Annotated in this window: 20 protein-coding genes; 19 read left to right on the top strand and 1 reads right to left on the bottom strand. The window is 38.0% G+C overall.

Annotation, left to right across the window (positions count from 1 at the left end; translation table 11 throughout):
• Positions 1–12: 12 nt before the first annotated feature.
• The 8 genes from AC4G3L_RS02990 (at position 13) to AC4G3L_RS02955 (ending at position 5,917) form a co-directional block, all read left to right on the top strand.
• The gene (locus AC4G3L_RS02990) at positions 13–570 is read left to right on the top strand and encodes a ReoY family proteolytic degradation factor (RefSeq protein WP_491075492.1); all 558 of its coding nucleotides are present in this window, start codon (positions 13–15) and stop codon (positions 568–570) included.
• 195 nt (positions 571–765) lie between these two features.
• A complete protein-coding gene (locus AC4G3L_RS02985; RefSeq protein WP_491075491.1) occupies positions 766–1,218 on the top strand; it encodes a DUF2487 family protein in 453 nt (150 codons plus the stop codon).
• 184 nt (positions 1,219–1,402) lie between these two features.
• Positions 1,403–1,906: a QcrA and Rieske domain-containing protein gene (locus AC4G3L_RS02980; RefSeq protein ID WP_491075490.1), complete on the top strand. Its 504-nt coding sequence runs from the start codon at positions 1,403–1,405 to the stop codon at positions 1,904–1,906.
• 13 nt (positions 1,907–1,919) lie between these two features.
• Positions 1,920–2,594 (top strand): menaquinol-cytochrome c reductase cytochrome b subunit, encoded by a 675-nt coding sequence (gene qcrB / locus AC4G3L_RS02975; RefSeq protein ID WP_066107427.1) that lies wholly within the window; start codon positions 1,920–1,922, stop codon positions 2,592–2,594.
• Positions 2,595–2,638: 44 nt separating this feature from the next.
• Complete coding sequence (locus AC4G3L_RS02970; protein ID WP_491075489.1) at positions 2,639–3,424, top strand: c-type cytochrome; 786 nt, start codon at positions 2,639–2,641, stop codon at positions 3,422–3,424.
• A gap of 269 nt (positions 3,425–3,693) precedes the next feature.
• Positions 3,694–4,299, top strand: a complete 606-nt coding sequence (gene lhaT / locus AC4G3L_RS02965; RefSeq protein WP_491075488.1) for a lipoprotein heptaprenylglyceryl N-acetyltransferase LhaT — start codon at positions 3,694–3,696, stop codon at positions 4,297–4,299.
• Positions 4,300–4,358: 59 nt separating this feature from the next.
• Positions 4,359–5,153 carry a sporulation protein YpjB gene (locus AC4G3L_RS02960; RefSeq protein ID WP_491075487.1) on the top strand — a complete coding sequence of 265 codons (795 nt, stop codon included), beginning with the start codon at positions 4,359–4,361 and terminating at the stop codon, positions 5,151–5,153.
• Positions 5,154–5,239: 86 nt separating this feature from the next.
• Positions 5,240–5,917, top strand: a complete 678-nt coding sequence (locus AC4G3L_RS02955; protein ID WP_491075486.1) for a zinc metallopeptidase — start codon at positions 5,240–5,242, stop codon at positions 5,915–5,917.
• A 44-nt stretch (positions 5,918–5,961) separates the two neighbouring features.
• Here AC4G3L_RS02955 and AC4G3L_RS02950 read toward each other — a convergent pair whose 3' ends face one another.
• Positions 5,962–6,834: a YitT family protein gene (locus tag AC4G3L_RS02950; RefSeq protein ID WP_491075485.1), complete on the bottom strand. Its 873-nt coding sequence runs from the start codon at positions 6,832–6,834 to the stop codon at positions 5,962–5,964.
• A gap of 154 nt (positions 6,835–6,988) precedes the next feature.
• On the opposite strand from AC4G3L_RS02950, the gene AC4G3L_RS02945 reads away from it, so the two are divergent.
• The 11 genes from AC4G3L_RS02945 to AC4G3L_RS02895 all read left to right on the top strand — a co-directional run bounded on the left by AC4G3L_RS02945 (position 6,989) and on the right by AC4G3L_RS02895 (position 17,829).
• Complete coding sequence (locus AC4G3L_RS02945) at positions 6,989–7,315, top strand: nucleotide pyrophosphohydrolase (protein WP_491076224.1); 327 nt, start codon at positions 6,989–6,991, stop codon at positions 7,313–7,315.
• 3 nt (positions 7,316–7,318) lie between these two features.
• The gene (dapB, locus tag AC4G3L_RS02940; RefSeq protein ID WP_491075484.1) at positions 7,319–8,113 is read left to right on the top strand and encodes a 4-hydroxy-tetrahydrodipicolinate reductase; all 795 of its coding nucleotides are present in this window, start codon (positions 7,319–7,321) and stop codon (positions 8,111–8,113) included.
• A gap of 15 nt (positions 8,114–8,128) precedes the next feature.
• The gene (gene mgsA, locus AC4G3L_RS02935; RefSeq protein ID WP_491075483.1) at positions 8,129–8,533 is read left to right on the top strand and encodes a methylglyoxal synthase; all 405 of its coding nucleotides are present in this window, start codon (positions 8,129–8,131) and stop codon (positions 8,531–8,533) included.
• A gap of 10 nt (positions 8,534–8,543) precedes the next feature.
• A complete protein-coding gene (gene bshB1, locus AC4G3L_RS02930) occupies positions 8,544–9,251 on the top strand; it encodes a bacillithiol biosynthesis deacetylase BshB1 (RefSeq protein ID WP_491075482.1) in 708 nt (235 codons plus the stop codon).
• On the top strand, positions 9,248–10,399 hold the full coding sequence (gene bshA, locus AC4G3L_RS02925; protein WP_491075481.1) for an N-acetyl-alpha-D-glucosaminyl L-malate synthase BshA: 1,152 nt from the start codon (positions 9,248–9,250) through the stop codon (positions 10,397–10,399). The genes bshB1 and bshA overlap by 4 nt, the downstream gene beginning before the upstream one ends.
• Entirely contained in the window at positions 10,396–11,580 is a 1,185-nt protein-coding gene (locus AC4G3L_RS02920; RefSeq protein WP_491075480.1) for a CCA tRNA nucleotidyltransferase, read from the top strand. Before bshA ends, AC4G3L_RS02920 begins: the two co-directional genes overlap by 4 nt.
• Positions 11,553–12,545: a biotin--[acetyl-CoA-carboxylase] ligase gene (locus AC4G3L_RS02915; RefSeq protein WP_491075479.1), complete on the top strand. Its 993-nt coding sequence runs from the start codon at positions 11,553–11,555 to the stop codon at positions 12,543–12,545. Before AC4G3L_RS02920 ends, AC4G3L_RS02915 begins: the two co-directional genes overlap by 28 nt.
• A 310-nt stretch (positions 12,546–12,855) precedes the next feature.
• Positions 12,856–13,692, top strand: coding sequence for a 3-methyl-2-oxobutanoate hydroxymethyltransferase (gene panB, locus AC4G3L_RS02910; RefSeq protein ID WP_491075478.1), 837 nt, complete (start codon positions 12,856–12,858; stop codon positions 13,690–13,692).
• A complete protein-coding gene (panC, locus tag AC4G3L_RS02905) occupies positions 13,689–14,531 on the top strand; it encodes a pantoate--beta-alanine ligase (RefSeq protein ID WP_491075477.1) in 843 nt (280 codons plus the stop codon). The genes panB and panC overlap by 4 nt, the downstream gene beginning before the upstream one ends.
• Before the next feature lie 20 nt (positions 14,532–14,551).
• The gene (gene panD, locus AC4G3L_RS02900) at positions 14,552–14,935 is read left to right on the top strand and encodes an aspartate 1-decarboxylase (protein ID WP_491075476.1); all 384 of its coding nucleotides are present in this window, start codon (positions 14,552–14,554) and stop codon (positions 14,933–14,935) included.
• Between the two features lie 293 nt (positions 14,936–15,228).
• Positions 15,229–17,829 carry an exonuclease domain-containing protein gene (locus AC4G3L_RS02895; protein WP_491075475.1) on the top strand — a complete coding sequence of 867 codons (2,601 nt, stop codon included), beginning with the start codon at positions 15,229–15,231 and terminating at the stop codon, positions 17,827–17,829.
• Positions 17,830–17,867: the final 38 nt, after the last annotated feature.

Raw genomic sequence — 17,867 nt, 5'->3', positions numbered from 1 at the left:
GAGGGCTCCACCTTGAAAACCCCTGTTTCTGTCGATGAGAAGAAGGAATTTATACGCTGGTTTTTAAACCATTATCAATTAAAACGCAGAGAATGTGTATGGATATTAAATTACTTGATGAGCCATGATCAACTGATGACGAATGTTCATTTCGTGGAAGGGGCTAAATATTGTCCAAAAGGGATGGTTATGTCTACTCATTGTGTTGAAGATGTCCCTTTTAGATTTTATAAGAGTAATATCATGACAACGGATGCTGAGAAATCCTTTCATGATATCAGGCTTAATAAGGAAGAAGATATCTTCATACAATTGAATTTCAGGACAGCCTACTCTTCCTATCAATATGCAGCAGTACTTGAGGAAAATTCTTTTCTGCCAAAAAATCTACCTGGTAATGAACAGGATCAATATGTTGCAGAGAATATATTGAAATTTAGTTTATCTAGATTTGAAGAGGAACGATTGACACAGTTAATTGATGAGGCTATTGATAATCGTGATATAGAACTATTTAATAAATTGAGCAGTCAGCTTAATAAAATCCGATCTCAAAAATCCTATAATTAAAAAAATGACCACACCTATTTTTCTTAAAGCCCAAGAGAATAGGTGTGGCCTTTTTTTGTATCGTCTCTTTAAGTGTCCATATGTTCTGGATTTTTCGAGAATGAAGCACTATAGATTTTGTCTGAATCACAAGCTTATTTGTATATATTTTACTTATTTTGTTTTACAATGGAAAAGAAGTTAAGGAGGAAAATTATGAAATATCAGTCAATTGATGTAGAAAAGTTTATCGATTCCAGAGAATATATAGATACTGTCGTCATTCCTTTAAATCCGGTAGCCTTTGGTGATTCATTTAGTCAAACAGTCTCTTCCTATGAATTTATGACGTTGCTGACATACGAACTAGAAAAAGAATTAAAAGGCCGCTTATTCTTATCCCAGCCTCTCTCCTATATTAAAAACAGTACAGCAGAGGATAAAATAAATCTCTTGTCAGCCTGGGTGGAATACTATAAAGGTGAGGGATTTAAATATATACAGTTTCTCACGACAGATAGTAAATGGACGAGCCTGGATGAGGGTGGAAATGTTGTATGGATTCCAGCTATTCCTATAGAAAAAATGCCTCTCGAAGCTATTAAATCAGTCATAAGCGAACAAACAAAACAGCTTGCAGGCAAACTGGCCGAATTCTGGGTTAAATAAGTTTAAAGTATGTTAATATTATAAAATGGTATAAAAAAGAAAAATAAAACATCTATTTCCTTAAATGGGAGTTTATTGACCTATTAAAAATATTAGGATATTATTGTAATGTCCTAGTTTTATGGAAGTTTGTGCAATCTTCTATTTTGTATGACTTTTTCGATATAAGGGGGGGAGAAATTTTATGAGCAGCCAAAAAGTGTCAAGACGCCAATTCCTGAATTATACGCTTACCGGCGTTGGGGGATTCATGGGTGCGGCAATGCTTATGCCTATGCTGCGTTTTGCAGTCGATCCAGCTTTAAAAGCAAATGCATCTGGGGAGTTCATTAATACTGGATTAAAAATATCCGAGATTACTGAAAAACCAACTCGTGTCGATTATAAAACTGAGGTTAAAGATGGATGGTACGAAGCTGAAGAGACAAGAACAGCATGGGTTTACAAGGATGAGAACGGCAAGATAATTGCCCTTTCTCCGGAGTGTAAACATCTGGGATGTACGGTGAACTGGGAAGGGTCAGAGGATCATAAAAATGAGTTTTATTGCCCATGTCACGGGGGTCGATACGAAAAGAGTGGGAAAAATATTCCGAAAACACCTCCAATCAAACCGCTCGATGTTTACGACAAGCAGGAAAAAGATGGGGTATTATACCTAGGCAGTGCAAAAGAAAATGAAGTGTAGGGAGGCATAATCAATGCTTAATAAAATGTACGATTGGATTGATGAGCGATTAGATATCACGCCCTTATGGCGCGACATCGCTGATCATGAAGTCCCTGAGCATGTAAACCCTGCCCATCATTTTTCGGCATTTGTTTATTGTTTTGGGGGATTAACGTTTTTCATTGTAGTCATTCAAATTTTATCCGGAATGTTTTTAACCATGTATTATGTGCCGGATATTAAAAATGCATGGGAATCTGTTTATTATTTACAAAATGAAGTTGCTTTTGGTCAAATAGTTCGGGGAATGCATCACTGGGGAGCAAGTGTCGTCATTGTTATGATGTTTTTACATACTCTTCGTGTTTTCTTCCAGGGTGCCTATAAAAAGCCTCGTGAATTAAACTGGATTGTCGGAGTTTTAATATTCTTTATCATGCTGGCATTAGGATTAACTGGATATCTGCTTCCTTGGGATATGAAAGCGTTATTTGCCACAAAAGTAACCTTAACGATTATCGATTCGGTACCATTTATCGGTCCGTATCTAAAAACGTTACTTGCGGGTGATCCTACTATTGTTGGAGCGCAAACCTTAACGCGTTTCTTTGCGATTCATGTATTCTTCCTTCCGGCGGCGCTTATTGGACTAATTGCAGCTCACTTCTTAATGATACGCAAACAGGGAATTTCTGGACCGCTATAAGATTCAGTTGAAAATGGAAATGTTACGAAGGAGGGGATATCCTTATGCATCGTGGTAAAGGAATGAGATTTGTAGGGGATTCAAGGATTAGTGCGGATAGAAAACCGAATATTCCAAAAGATTATTCAGAGTACCCAGGAAAAACGGAAGCCTTTTGGCCCAATTTCTTGCTGAAAGAATGGATGGTAGGTGCTGTATTTTTAGTCGGCTTTTTATGTCTTACAGTAGCCCATCCATCACCGCTCGAGAGGATTGCTGACCCAACAGATACGGGATATGCACCTTTACCTGACTGGTACTTTATGTTTTTATATCAATTGCTTAAATATTCATATGCTTCCGGGCCTTATAATTTAATCGGGGCTCTGGTTATTCCAGGGTTGGCCTTTGGAGCATTGATGCTTGCACCGTTTCTGGATCGCGGACCGGAACGCAAACCAACTAAACGGATTTTTTCTGTAAGTTTTATGTTGCTTGCAATTGCAGCTGTATTTTACCTGACTTGGGAAACTGTTTCTCAACATGACTGGGCAGCTGCGAAACTGCAAGGACAAATTGTAGAAGATGTAGCAATCGATAAAGAATCAGAAGGATATAAATTATATCAAGGCCAAGGCTGTGTAAGTTGTCATGGCGACTCCTTGCAGGGTGGTAATGGACCTAAATTACTTGATACAAAACTAGAGGTTGATGAAATTGGTCATATCGCTGTAAATGGTTCCGAAAATAAAAAAATGCCTCCAGTTTTTAAAGGATCTGAAAAAGAATTAAAAACACTGGCAGAATTTATTAAGGGAGCAAGTGGAGACGGGGATTCAAAAGGGGAATAATGTTTTTAAATAAAGGGGGTACTCAGTTGAGTACTCTTTTTTATCTTTTTAAATAGGTCATTCAAATCCCTCTCCCTGAGCTTGTACCCAAGTTGACAAATGAGGTGCAGTTGTTTGTATTATAAAGAGTGGAATGAGCGGAAGTTAATCCTGCAGATATGATTTTACCTTTGTCATAATGGCAGTAAAAATCAGGGGGAAATCCTGTTTTGACGTAAACCAGGTTATTTGAGTGACTAATATGTAAAAGAATTCGAATGGAGGAAATAATGAAAAGCTGGCTGTATGTTTTATTAGGAAATCGGACTTTTTTATGGATTTTATTGATTGTTAATATGTTTGGGACCATATACGGATATTATTGGTATGAAGGGCAACTTGAAATTACACCTATTGCCTTTATTCCATTTGTTCCTGACAGCCCAACAGCAAGTTTGTTTTTTTGTCTTGCTATAATTGGATGGCTTATAGGGCGTAACTATGGTTTATTTGAGGCCTTGGCAATTGTATCTTTATTCAAGTATGGAATTTGGGCAGTTGTGATGAATATTCTGACCTTTTTTGTGGAGGGATCTATTTCCATAATGGCGGTTATGCTAATTCTGTCCCATGCAGCCATGGCGATTGAAGGAATACTCTATGCTCCTTTTTATCGAGTTAAACCGTGGCATTTAATTGTGGCGGCTATTGTAGCTTTACATAATGAAATCATTGATTATGTATATGGGATGATGCCGATCTACAGTGTTCTTCATCATTATATCCCTCAAATAGCCTATTTTACCTTTTGGCTGAGTGTCCTTTCAATTGGTGTGGGATACTGGTTTACTCTACGTAAAGGCAGGGAGGTATTCTCCTTCCAATCCAGGCAATAATTAGTTCTAGCCTTGTCCCCTCCTACATACGATTAAGTAGTATGAGGAGGGGTATTTTTATGAAGATTAAATCTTTATTTTTTTCTATATTAATTATTATTTCATCAGGCTTGATCACAACTTATGCTAATGGATCATATAAAAGTGAATCATTAGAGACACTTGCTGATCAATCCCTTCAATTTGCAAAAGTGGATAGGCGTGAGGAATCGGAGCAATTATTACAGGCATTTTCTGATAAATTTTATGATTTGGCAGTTGATGGGGCAAACTATTCAATGGATGAGATCAATATTATCACAATTGCTTATGAGGAAGCGTTACAAACCTTGCAAGATAAAGAAAAAACGAATGAAGAGGTTATTGATGAAATAACAAAATTTCGCTTAGCGCTCGATGCAGTCAACAGTGAAGGAGCACCGTTATGGACAAGTTTAAAGGATAGTATTATCTCGGCTGCAAGTGATACGAAGGTATCTATCCAAAAGCAGGACTCTGTTGAATTTCAGGAAAAATTAAATCATTTATTATCCATCTACCATATTTTATATCCATCGTTAAAAATAGATGTTACACCTGAGCGCTTTCAGCAAGTAGATTCTCATATAAAATTCATTGATCAATATCGTCCGCAAGTCTTTTCAGATCAATCGCAAAGCGACTTGATTTCTCTGGAGGAGCAGTTACGTGTTATGTTCGAGGAGGCAGAAAAAGATGATGCAGATCCTTCTTTGTGGTGGGTAATCATCTCGACAGGAAGCATTATTATTATGACTTTATCTTATGTCGGATGGAAAAAATATAATGCTACAGATGATGAGTTTCATACCAAGGAGAAGAAACAGAATTTTTGATAAATTTTAGAATATTATCTATCCATTGACAGAATGGTAAGGACATTATTACAATTATGATAACAGAAATGAAATGGAGGATATAAATGAGCTTTCTAATTTATTTTATATTGCTATTAATCATCCCGATTTATGCACAAATGAAAGTACAAAGGGCTTACAAAAAATATTCTCAAGTCCATGCATCGAATGGGTATACTGGTGCCGAAGTTGCCCGTAAGATATTGGATGAAAATGGACTGTACAATGTACGTATAGAAGAAACACATGGGGTTTTAAGTGACCATTATGATCCAACAAGTAAAGTGGTAAGATTATCTTCAAGTAACTATCATGGACATTCTTTGGCTGGTACGGCTGTTGCCGCACACGAAGTCGGGCATGCCATTCAGGATAAAGAAGGCTATACCTTTATGAGAATCCGTCATAAGTTAGTACCGGTTGCTAATATTGGCTCAAACTTTTCCTGGATTTTAATTATAGCCGGTATGTTGCTTGGGATTTATAATTTGGCTTGGCTTGGAATTTTGTTTATGGGAGCAGCCGTGTTATTCCAATTTGTCACACTGCCAGTTGAATTCAACGCTTCGAACCGTGCGATGAAACAAGTCGTGGCATTGGGTGTAATTGATGCTGATGAAGAAAAAGAAACGAAAAAAGTTTTAGATGCAGCAGCGCTAACCTATGTAGCAGCTGCAGCAGTTGCTGTACTTGAATTGTTACGATTTGTATTTATGCTAACGGGTATGAATAGTGAAGATTAATAAAAGAACCCCCTTCGTATTTGAAGGGGGTTTCTCTATGTCCTTTAATGATCAAGTGGATTCTTGTTTTCATCTAACGTAAATCCTTCTCCAAGGACATCATGGACAATAGATACAGAAACAAACGCATGTGGATCAATGGATGTGATAATACCCTTTAGACGTACAATTTCGTTACTGCCAACAACGCAATAAATCACATCGCGTTCCTGCTTTGTATACGAACCGACACCTTTGAGCAATGTTACACCGCGTTCCATTTGCTGATTGATTTTTTCCGCAATTTCAGAATTGGAATTGCTTATGATCATAACACCGCGGGCTGCATAAGCACCCTCTTGGATAAAGTCAATCACTCGGCTGCCAACATAGACCAGGACCAGCGTGTACATGGCTTCTTTATATTCCAGGTATGCTACGAGCGATAACACAATAACACAGAAGTCAAACATAAACATGGTTTTCCCCATGCTCCAGCCCTTATATTTAAACATGAGCCGTGCAATGATATCGACTCCGCCAGTCGTTCCTCCATAACGGAAGATAATACCCAAACCGGCACCGATACACACACCTGCAAATAAGGCGGCGAGCATAAGGTCATCTTTTAAAGGAATATCGATTTGATATTTTTCAAAAATCGCGATAAATACAGATACCGCAATCGTACCGATAACAGTGTATAAAAAAGTTTTTTTGCCTAACAGTTTATAGCCTATAAAAAAGAGCGGTAAATTTAATACGATATTGGATATCGATGGGCTCAAGCCTGTTAAGTTATAAATTAAAAGCGTAATACCGGTAAATCCGCCTTCACCCAGTCCATTTTGCATATTAAAATGAACAAGACCGAAAGACATAATCGCAGCTCCTATCAATATTAATAGGATATTTTTGAGCTTTAAGTTAAAAATCATGTTAATAATACCACTTCCTTGCTAACTCAATTATTATTAGGGTGTACAATTGTGTAAAATTAATGAATGACATCCTTTTGCATTCTATCATATTATTGTTCGAAACCTAAGAAATACGCTAACATGAAGATAAGAAGGTGATTCTTTTATGGAAATGAAGAAATCAATGGCTGATTTACAACAGGAAGTAGATCAGTACATAGGGCAATTTAAAGAAGGATATTTCAGTCCACTTGCCATGACAGCGAGACTTACAGAAGAACTGGGAGAACTGGCAAGAGAGATTAATCATTATTATGGCGAAAAACCAAAAAAAGCGTCAGAAAAAGAAAAAGCCATTGAAGAAGAAATGGGAGATGTATTATTTGTGCTCATTTGTATGGCTAATTCCCTCAATATCGATCTTCAAGAGGCACATGACATGGTTATGGAAAAATTCAATTCAAGAGATAAAAACCGCTGGACAAGAAAGGAAGAGTAACTAATGATAAATGTTATTATTGCAGGGCCACGAGGGAAAATGGGAAGAGCGGCAGTTAATTTAGTGTTGAATACAGATCATTTCCATTTGGTGGCCGTTTTGGATCATAAGAATGAAGGAATGATGTTAAGCCAGATTGATGGATACAGCGACATAGATGTGCCGATTTACACCGATCACGAATTGTGTTTTTCTGAAACAAAGGCTGATGTGCTCATCGATTTAACAACGCCTGAGGCAGGAAGAGTTCATACATTGTCTGCCCTAAAGCATCGTATACGCCCTGTAGTAGGTACGACCGGTTTTTCAGATGTCGATTTGGCTGAAATCAAAAGAATATCGAAAGAATATGAAATTGGCTGTATTATAGCGCCGAATTTTGCCGTTGGTGCTGTTTTAATGATGAAATTTGCCAAACAGGCAGCAAAATATTTTCCGGATGTAGAAATAATTGAATTGCATCATGATCAAAAGCTTGATGCTCCGTCAGGAACAGCCATTAAGACAGCGCAATTAATAGCTGAAGAAAGACAAGTAAAAAAACAGGGACATCTGAACGAAAAAGAAACGTTAGTAGGAGCACGCGGTGCCGATTATGACGGAATGAGAATACATAGTGTACGATTACCAGGACTTGTTGCTCATCAACAGGTTATGTTTGGTGGAGAAGGCCAGACATTTACGCTTCGACATGATTCGTATGATCGAAACTCTTTTATGAGCGGAGTTAAATTGTCGGTGGATACGGTTATGAACATTGATGAATTAGTGTATGGTCTTGAAAATATTATCGATTAAGGGGGCGGTTGATCTATGAAGATTGCATTGATTGCACATGATAAGAAGAAAGACGACATGATTCGATTTGCGATTGCCTATAAGAACACACTGGCAGAACATCAACTTTTTGCGACCGGTACTACAGGTAAACGAATACAGGATGAGACAGGTCTGTCTGTGCATCGTTATCAATCAGGACCATTGGGGGGAGACCAACAAATTGGGGCGATGGTTGCACAGAATGATATTGATATAATCATCTTTTTCAGAGATCCATTGACAGCGCAGCCACATGAACCTGATGTTTCCGCATTGATGCGATTGGCAGATGTGTATTCAATCCCGTTGGCAACTAATATGGGTACGGCTGAAATATTAATTCACGGGTTAGAACGCGGTGACCTTAAATGGAGAAATATCGTTAGGGAAAAGGAGTAATTCATTCAGAATGAAAACAGATATACTATGTTTTGGCGCTCATTCCGATGATGTTGAAATCGGAATGGGCGGCACAATCGCTAAATATACAGAATTAGGTCATACTGTTGTGATTTGTGATTTGACGGAAGCTGAACTCTCGTCAAATGGTACCCCTGCAAATAGAATGAAAGAGGCGAATCAAGCAGCTGCTATCTTGGGAGTAAAGGAACGAATCAATCTGAAGATGGGGGATCGACAATTATATCCCACACCTAAAAACATCTCAAAAATTGTTTCAACCATAAGAATGTACAAGCCTGAAATTATCTTTATCCCTGCCGTTCCCGATCGCCATCCGGATCATGGACATTGCGCATCTCTGGTAGAAGAGGCTGTCTTCTCCGCCGGTATTCGGAAATATGAGGATGAATGTAAGCTTGAGGCGCATAAACCAAAACACGTCTTTTATTACATGATTAATAGCTTCCATCCACCAGATTTTTGTGTGGATATCAGTAGCTATTTTCAATGTAAATTATCCAGTTTAAAATGTTATTCTTCACAATTTATTAAGTCTGATGATGGGGTAATGACGCCTTTGACAGAAGGCTACCTCGAAGCAATTGAAGGCAGAGAACGGGCATATGGAAGAGAGGTAGGCGTGTTATTTGCAGAAGGCTTTAAGACGAAACATACACTCTTACTAGATCAAGATTTGTTAGGTGGAAAGATATGAAACAGTTAAAGATTGGAATTGTTTGTTATCCGACGGTAGGCGGGTCAGGAATTGTTGCGACAGAATTAGGTATCAAGCTTGCGGAGAGAGGTCATGAGATTCATTTTATTACATCCAGTGTACCGTTCCGCTTAAAAAAGCGATACTCAAATATTTACTTTCACCAGGTTGAAGTTAATCAATATGCCGTTTTTCAATACCCTCCTTATACACTGTCCTTAGCCAGTAAGATTGCAGAGGTTGTCAAAATGGAGGGGCTGGACATCATCCATGCCCATTATGCCATGCCACATGCGGTCTGTGGAATTTTGGCCAAACAAATGACAGCTCTGGGCTTAAAAGTAGTTACGACTCTCCATGGAACGGATATCACTATTCTGGGGTATGATGCTTCCCTGCAGGACATGATTAAGTTTGCTATTGAAAAATCAGATGCTGTTACAGCAGTCTCTCATGCGCTAGTTCAAGAAACCTATGAGTTAATTCAACCAGATAAAGAAATCCAAACGATCTATAATTTTATTGATTATCCAGCGCCTGAACAGGATGCTGATAATATGGATAATTTGAAAGCGGAACTTGGAATAAGTGGGAATGAAAAGGTCGTTATTCATGTATCAAATTTCCGGAAGGTAAAACGTGTGCCAGATATCATTGATACATTTGCCGCTGTAGCAGACAAAATTCCATGTAAACTTTTACTGGTTGGTGATGGGCCTGAGATGTCGTTTATCAGTAAAAAAGTTAAAAAAATGGGACTGCAGAAAAAAATCATTCTGTTAGGAAAACAGGAAAATTTACAGGAGCTTTATGCCATCAGTGATGTTTGTGTGCTTATGTCAGAAAAAGAAAGCTTTGGACTGGTTCTTCTTGAGGCAATGATTTATGGCGTACCTTGTCTTGGAACAATGGTTGGCGGAATTCCTGAAGTGATTCAAGATGGGATGAACGGACATATCATTGAATTGGGAGATATAAAGGCAGCTTCCAATCGGTTATTAGAATTACTTGAAAATGATTCAATGAGAGAACAAATGGGCAAACAGGCAGTTCATATGATAAAGGATCATTTTCAAACTGAATATATCGTAAATCAATATGAAGATTTATACTATTCATTATTGGAAAATGGGGAGAAAGAGGAATGAATGATGAATTTAGAAGGGCGCTCCCTGTCCTGGAAGAGTTGGCCTCAGGGGGCTATGAAGCCTATTTCGTTGGAGGCGCGGTTAGAGACACATTAATGGGCAAAGCGATTGATGATGTGGATATCGCGACCTCTGCGACCCCGGAACAAGTAAAGGAGATCTTTACCTATACAGTGGACGTTGGTATTGATCATGGAACCGTTTTGGTGCTTTATAAAGGGGAGTCATTTGAGGTAACAACATTTAGAACGGAAGCTGCCTATAAAGACCATAGACGGCCTGATTCAGTAACTTTTGTAACCTCTTTATATGAAGATTTAAAAAGAAGAGATTTTACCATGAATGCCATTGCGATGGACCAAGACGGTAAATTGTATGACCCGTTTAATGGGGAAGAAGCCATACGTACAAAAATGATCCAAACAGTTGGTCAAGCTGATGAACGATTCAGCGAGGATGCGCTAAGAATCCTTCGGGCAGTTCGATTTGTCAGCCAGTTAGGTTTTACCCTGCATGAAGATACAAGGCTGGCATTACGGAAGAATGCTCATTTACTTTTCCATATCGCACAGGAACGGAAAACAGCCGAATTCCAAAAACTAATACGTGGTCAATATTCACATAATGGCTTGGAAATAGCTGCTGCTGAAGGGTTGATGATGTATTTTCCGGAATTAGGCCGATTTGCTGATCAAATGGAGCAGTTTCTTACGCTCCCCTTTCAACGATGTGAATCATTTGAAGAATGCCTGGCCCTAATTGCGCTTTTTAGTAATCAGGATCAATCCATGTATAAACAGTGGAAACTATCATCCAGTCAGCTGAAAAAAATAGGACTGCTTATTAGTGAAACAAAGAAAAGAGAAATCGCCCCATTCACATCCTACGCGATTTATCAGCTTGGCCTTGAAAATACACGGAGTGTAGAACGTGTTTGGTCTATATTCCATAATGTCCCACCTAATTTCGAAGCCATTACAACTATACATAATCATATGCCAATCCATAAAGATTCTGTTTTAGAGGTTACGGGCAATGATCTCATGAGGTGGGCTGACAAAGCGGGAGGACCATGGATTAAGGAGCTCATGATTGAAGTGATTAATGGAATCCTGGATCATAAGGTTCTGAATAAAAAGGAGTTAATTAAACAATGGCTCATTCAAAGGAACAGATTATAAAGAATGAAATTGCCAAAGCATTTGCGAAGGCTGGAGATGAGTATATATCGGGCCAGGTTCTGGCAGATTTAGTGGGTTGTTCACGAGTAGCCATTTGGAAGCATATCGATCAACTGCGCCAGGATGGCTATAAAATCGAGGCGGTTAAGAAAAAGGGATACCGATTACTGAATAAATTGGATTCGTTAACAGCTACTGATATCTTAATGGGCCTCCAGACTGAATTTGTAGGGCAATCCATCTATTCATACAAGACCGTCACATCCACTCAAACCATTGCCAGAGAACTTGCGGATAGTGGCGTTGCAGATGGCACGGTTGTGATAAGTAACGAACAAACCGAAGGCACGGGAAGATTAAAAAGAAAGTGGCATTCTCCTTCTAATGGAGGTATTTGGCTGAGTTTAATTTTGAAGCCTGATATTCCTCCTCACCATGCTCCTCAGCTTACCTTGTTAACGGCTGTAGCTGTTGTTCAAGCGTTAAAAAAAATTGGAGTCGAAGCTGGTATTAAATGGCCCAATGATGTATTGATTCAGGGCAGGAAGATTGCGGGCATATTGACCGAGCTTCATGCAGAATCTGATCAAATTCATCATGTGATTATCGGAATTGGTATTAACATCAATCAGACCTATGAATCATTTCCTAATGAGTTAAAAGAGATCGCCACCTCGGTAAAAATCGAGAAAAATCAAAGAATAGATCAATCTGAATTTTTACAGGATTTATTTGTGATTTTGGAAGATTTATATATGATTTTTCTAGAAAAAGGTTTCGAACCAATTAAACAAATTTGGGAAAAGCATTCTATTACAATCGGAAGAAAAGTAACCGTTCATAATCCGCGTGGGACCTTGACCGGCATTGCAACAGGAATCAATCAGGATGGTGTTTTAAAAGTAGAGGATGATGACCAGAAAAGCCATTTGGTATACTCCGGAGATATAACCGTGCATCAGTAAATTTCAAAATTGGAATAGTAATAATTGTGAAGTTGACTAATCAGAAAAGAAAGCGTTTAATAATGAGTTAATATATGGCAAATAAAAATGACTGAATGTTATAATTCATAGAAGGGCGGGAGCGGAAACGACCTGCACCTTTGCATTAAAGTCATTTAAATAGATTTATAATTCTGCCTGTATCCATGTAAGGACCGGGACAGAGGGATAAAAGCTATTATGCCATTCATCCTTCTGAAATAGGAAGGATTTTTTATTTGGGAAAATAGGTTTTTCTCTCCTCGGAAGGGAAAAGGAGGAAAGAAAAAGGATGAAATTTGCTGCAGATTTTTTGAAACTAAAAGTGAAGCAAGAAAAAATTTCAATGCTGACTGCGTATGATTATCCATCTGCCAAATTAGCAGAGCAAGCAGGGGTCGATATGATTCTCGTAGGTGACTCCCTTGGGATGGTTGTGTTGGGATATGATTCTACGGTTCCCGTCACCATGGAAGATATGATTCATCATACGAAAGCTGTAAAAAGAGGTGCCCCTAACACATTTATCGTAACGGATCTGCCATTTTTAACGTATCACACAACGATTGATGAAGCTTTAAAGAATGCTGCCAGTCTGTTGCAGATTGCAGGAGCGGATGCGGTCAAAATGGAGGGAGCCGGTAATGTTATTACTAAAATGAAAGCGATGACAGAAGCAGGTATACCGGTAGTGGCGCATTTAGGCTTAACTCCGCAATCAGTTGGCATACTTGGAGGATACAAAGTCCAGGGGAAAACGGGTGTGTCGGCGAATAAGTTACTGGATGATGCACGAAAATGCGAAGAAGCCGGAGCCATAGCTGTTGTGCTCGAATGTGTACCTTATCAGGTCGCTGAATATATATCTAATCAATTGACGATTCCTACTATTGGGATTGGCGCAGGTAACGGAACAGATGGCCAGGTTCTTGTTTATCATGATGTTCTGTTATATGGCGTTGGCAGAGTGGCGAAATTTGTTAAATCATATGCAGATTTAAATGATGTGATTGGCCATGCTTTATCTGAGCATATAAAAGAAGTAAAGTCCGGAGTTTTCCCTGATCGTGACCATTCATTTACGATGAATGAAGAAGAACTTGCCTCGCTGTATGGAGGGGAAAAATGAAAATTTTCAGCCGGATAATAGAATTGCGTGAAGTACTAAATTTAGAGAGGGAACAGAAACATTCGATTGGGTTCGTTCCAACAATGGGTTATTTACATGATGGCCATGTATCTCTAATAAAAAAGGCCAGAGAGAGTAATGATGTAGTAGTTATCAGTATTTTTGTAAATCCATTGCAATTTGGACCTGGTGAAGATTTTGATAAATATCCACGTGATATGGAGAGGGATGAAGAGCTGGCACGAAAAGCCGGCGTGGATTATCTATTTTACCCGACTGTACAAGAAATGTATGGGGATAAGCAAACGGTGACAGTAAACGTCCATGAACGCACCGATGTCTTGTGCGGTAAATCTAGACCGGGGCATTTTGATGGAGTGGCAACCGTTTTAACAAAATTATTCACGATCGTCCAACCGAACCATGCTTATTTTGGATTAAAAGACGCGCAACAGGTTGCTGTAGTAGAAGGGCTTATTCATGACTTTAATTTTCCGATTGAACTGGTAGGTGTAGAGATTAAGCGTGAAGAAGATGGTCTTGCTCTCAGCTCCAGAAATATTAATCTAACTGAACAAGAAAGAAAAGAAGCTCCATTTATTTATCAAAGTCTTTGTAAAATAAGAGAAGAATTGCAAAATGGTGCAAGTCCACTGGCTGCTCTTGAAGAGGGGAAACACTATTTACAAAGCTACATCAGTGGAAAAGTCGATTATTTTGAAGGTTTGTCCTACCCTGAGTTAAGCGAGATTACAGCGCATGATCAAAAAATAATCTTTGCAGTAGCTGTTCAATACACGTCCGTCCGTTTAATTGACAACATTATCATAAATCTTTAATCATACTAGGGGGTGAAATCATGTTTCGCAACATGATGAAGGCAAAACTTCACAGAGCAACAGTTACAGAGGCTAATTTAAATTATATTGGCAGTATTACGATTGATGAAGACTTATTGGATGCAGTAGATATGCTTCCAAATGAAAAAGTACAGATTGTAAATAATAACAACGGAGCCCGTTTTGAAACCTATATCATTCCTGGAAAACGAGGGAGTGGTGTGATTTGCCTGAATGGAGCCGCTGCTCGTTTAGTTCAGGAAGGGGATAAAGTGATTATTATTTCCTACGGATTAATAGGAGAGGCCCATGTGAGAAGTCACCAGCCAAAAGTTGCCTTTTTAGATGAAACGAATAAGATTGTTGAAATGCTTGGAGTCGAATCTGAAGCAACCATCATTTAAATGTAGTTGATTTTCAACAAACTCTGATTCCATTTTTGTTATAGGAATCAGAGTTTGTTTTTTATTTTTATTCAATACGTATCAATCTTCTTTGATAAATAAGATTGATTTTGATATAACAGTAGGTAATGGGTTACGCTAAAAGAAATAATCCATGTACTTTCCATCAGTGGTCTAACCATTAGATAAATAGTATGATTAAAAATAACAGATACAGTACCATTTACTATGAATTAACGATAATCGGCTGTAAAAAAAGGCAAGTTAGAGAAGAAGTAAGCAGGTGTGTAAAGATGAAAAGTAAATATGTAGTGATTGATTTGGAGACAACAGGTAATAATCCTAAAAATGGTGATCGAATTATTCAAATTGCTGCTATTGTCATAGAACAAGGAAAAATAGTAAACCAATACTCCTCTTATATAAATCCAGGGAGATCCATACCTTTATTCATACAGGAATTAACAGGTATCTCTGAAGAAGATGTGGAGAATGCTCCTACCTTTAAAGAGTTGGCACCTTACATTATTGGTGTGTTGGATGAGGCTGTCTTTGTTGCTCATAACGTTTTATTTGATTTGACATTTCTACAGGCTGAATTGAAACGGGTAGGATATGAAGGGTTCCTGGGAGATACAATTGATACAGTAGAATTAGCGAAAATCGTCAATCCTGAAATGTCGAGTTTTAGACTGGAGGAGTTAGGTAAGGCCTATGGTTTTCTTCATGATCGTCCACATCAGGCTGACAGTGATGCATATGTAACGGCCCTTCTATTTTTAGAGTTTTACAGTCAATTGAAGAGATTGCCGAAACCAACTATAAAATCACTATATAGATTATCCTTTTTATTAAAGAGTGAGCTGAAAGAATTACTGGCTGAGATTATAGAAGAGTATTCAACGGTAAGTGAGCCTTGGAGACCAGATTTAGATATTTATCGTGGAATCGCAATCACAAAACAGAAATCAAATTCGAATCCCTTACATCCACAGAATGAGGAGAGCCATTATTCTCTAGATGAGCAAGGTATCCAGACTATCCTTAAAAATACCCTTAAAAGTCATAACATCAGTTTAGTAGAAGATGGTACGAAAAACTTTGCCGATCATATGAATGCCATATTTGCGTTTGCCTGTGAAAATAAAGTTCAAGTAACAATCGCTGCTCATTCAAGATTCACGATAAAACAATTAATGGATTCTGCGCATAGGGTACAGTCATTAAATCCAATCCATAATCAAATGAGTATTTTACATTCAAAAGAGCAGTATTTAAGTTTGCCGAAATTTGAGCAATCATTGCGAGAAAAGCAACAAAATTATGAGAGTACTATCACAAAAATGCAATTATTAGTCTGGCTCACGATGACAAATACAGGCTGTGTGGAAGAACTGAATTTATCATCCGGGGGAAAAGAGTTTTGGAAGGAAGTATCCCACCATGCCACTCTGCACCCACGCTTGCTTAAACCCTGGACAGAACGGGATTTTTATACTAGACAAATGACGAATGCAAAGCAATCAAAGATTATTCTCACTACTCATAATAGCCTTGTTTCAGATATACAGACAGGTGATTTATTAAGCAGCAATCAATATTTTATAATCGAAGAAGCTAATTATTTTCCATCATCTGTTCAAAGAGCATTAACAAAAGAGATGAGTTACGTAGAGCTGAGAAATCTCATAAATAAAATTGGTACTTTGGATAATCGGCAGCTATTGCGTGCAGTTATGAGGCTTTTAAAAGAAAAAATGACTGATCATTTTGATGATAGACAAGTTGTAGTTATTTTAGAAGAGGTCGGGTTGAATATTGAACGTTTTTTTCAATCCCTTTTTATCTATGGAATAGAAAACAACACGGATATGGATGGACCAAGAGCTCAGTGCAAACTCGATTTTACCAGTCTCGACCACATACATATCGTGCATAATTTAAGAGAAGAAGCTGGTGAATTGTCTGCGTCGCTGAGTGATTTATTTGGACAATTCCAGCAAATCCTTGCAGAGTTAAACCAAATACCAATCGAGAAATTGAAGCGAAGCCAGCTCAACATTATCGATGAATTAGCTAAATTAACTGGGGAAATGTATGAAATCCTCTCTAATATAAAAAGATTTTTTGAAAATCAAGAATCAAATGACGAGGTGTGGATGAGCTGGAATGTAAAAGGACATAAAAATTCATTGCAATTTTATGCAAAGCCCTTATCGGTATCAGAATGGATTCAGTGCAACCTCCTACAGCAGAACAATACTTTATTTATTTCAGATGTCCTGACAGTGGGAGAATCTTTTCAACACATTTCACGTAAATTAGGTGTTTCGGAAAACAGTATTTTTAAAAAAGTGATTCCGCCTGTAAAACAACATTATTTAACGATAATGGCTACACCAAAAGAAAAATCGGTTGATTCTGTTACAGATTTGATACGAAAGCAACAAAATCATTTGATTCTTTTATTTCATTCACAAGAATCGATGAAAAAAATATATAATGATATAAAGGAATTGGCTGATCTTAAACACATACAATTGCAGGCACAGGGACTATCTTCCGGCTCTTCTATTAAAATGCTGAGAAATCATCTGGCTGTTAACCATTCCATTTTATTTATGACATACTCAGGCTGGGACGAGGTTCGGTATGCTTATGATGGACGTTCCAGAATCATAATGGTTGAGGCGCCAGTCCAAATGAACAGGAATGAGGCAGATGAGGCCCTATTATCAGAGTTAATCATCAATCTAAGAAGCCAGTTAAACGCTTTTCCTGATTATGATAATAGCGGTATTTGGACCTTACTTGATAATAGATTGATTAGGCGGGAGAAGGAACAGTTTAATCATGGTTTAAATTATATTAAGGTAATATACAAGAATAAGTAGTGTGTATGAGGTGAAGAGTTCGCTTTCTGACTAAAATA

This window comes from Bacillus sp. z33 (genome assembly GCF_058313615.1).
This window is presented reverse-complemented; position numbering and strand designations above follow the sequence as displayed.

Excerpts from the sequence above, each read along its gene's own strand:
- panD (WP_491075476.1), top strand. The coding sequence starts at position 14,552 with ATGTTTCGCAACATGATGAAGGCAAAACTTCACAGAGCAACAGTTACA.
- dapB (WP_491075484.1), top strand. The coding sequence starts at position 7,319 with ATGATAAATGTTATTATTGCAGGGCCACGAGGGAAAATGGGAAGAGCG.
- AC4G3L_RS02970 (WP_491075489.1), top strand. The coding sequence starts at position 2,639 with ATGCATCGTGGTAAAGGAATGAGATTTGTAGGGGATTCAAGGATTAGT.
- AC4G3L_RS02980 (WP_491075490.1), top strand. The coding sequence starts at position 1,403 with ATGAGCAGCCAAAAAGTGTCAAGACGCCAATTCCTGAATTATACGCTT.
- AC4G3L_RS02945 (WP_491076224.1), top strand. The coding sequence starts at position 6,989 with ATGAAGAAATCAATGGCTGATTTACAACAGGAAGTAGATCAGTACATA.
- panB (WP_491075478.1), top strand. The coding sequence starts at position 12,856 with ATGAAATTTGCTGCAGATTTTTTGAAACTAAAAGTGAAGCAAGAAAAA.
- panC (WP_491075477.1), top strand. The coding sequence starts at position 13,689 with ATGAAAATTTTCAGCCGGATAATAGAATTGCGTGAAGTACTAAATTTA.
- bshA (WP_491075481.1), top strand. The coding sequence starts at position 9,248 with ATGAAACAGTTAAAGATTGGAATTGTTTGTTATCCGACGGTAGGCGGG.
- qcrB (WP_066107427.1), top strand. The coding sequence starts at position 1,920 with ATGCTTAATAAAATGTACGATTGGATTGATGAGCGATTAGATATCACG.
- AC4G3L_RS02985 (WP_491075491.1), top strand. The coding sequence starts at position 766 with ATGAAATATCAGTCAATTGATGTAGAAAAGTTTATCGATTCCAGAGAA.
- AC4G3L_RS02895 (WP_491075475.1), top strand. The coding sequence starts at position 15,229 with ATGAAAAGTAAATATGTAGTGATTGATTTGGAGACAACAGGTAATAAT.
- mgsA (WP_491075483.1), top strand. The coding sequence starts at position 8,129 with ATGAAGATTGCATTGATTGCACATGATAAGAAGAAAGACGACATGATT.
- AC4G3L_RS02915 (WP_491075479.1), top strand. The coding sequence starts at position 11,553 with ATGGCTCATTCAAAGGAACAGATTATAAAGAATGAAATTGCCAAAGCA.
- lhaT (WP_491075488.1), top strand. The coding sequence starts at position 3,694 with ATGAAAAGCTGGCTGTATGTTTTATTAGGAAATCGGACTTTTTTATGG.
- AC4G3L_RS02960 (WP_491075487.1), top strand. The coding sequence starts at position 4,359 with ATGAAGATTAAATCTTTATTTTTTTCTATATTAATTATTATTTCATCA.
- bshB1 (WP_491075482.1), top strand. The coding sequence starts at position 8,544 with ATGAAAACAGATATACTATGTTTTGGCGCTCATTCCGATGATGTTGAA.
- AC4G3L_RS02920 (WP_491075480.1), top strand. The coding sequence starts at position 10,396 with ATGAATGATGAATTTAGAAGGGCGCTCCCTGTCCTGGAAGAGTTGGCC.
- AC4G3L_RS02950 (WP_491075485.1), bottom strand. The coding sequence starts at position 6,834 with ATGATTTTTAACTTAAAGCTCAAAAATATCCTATTAATATTGATAGGA.
- AC4G3L_RS02955 (WP_491075486.1), top strand. The coding sequence starts at position 5,240 with ATGAGCTTTCTAATTTATTTTATATTGCTATTAATCATCCCGATTTAT.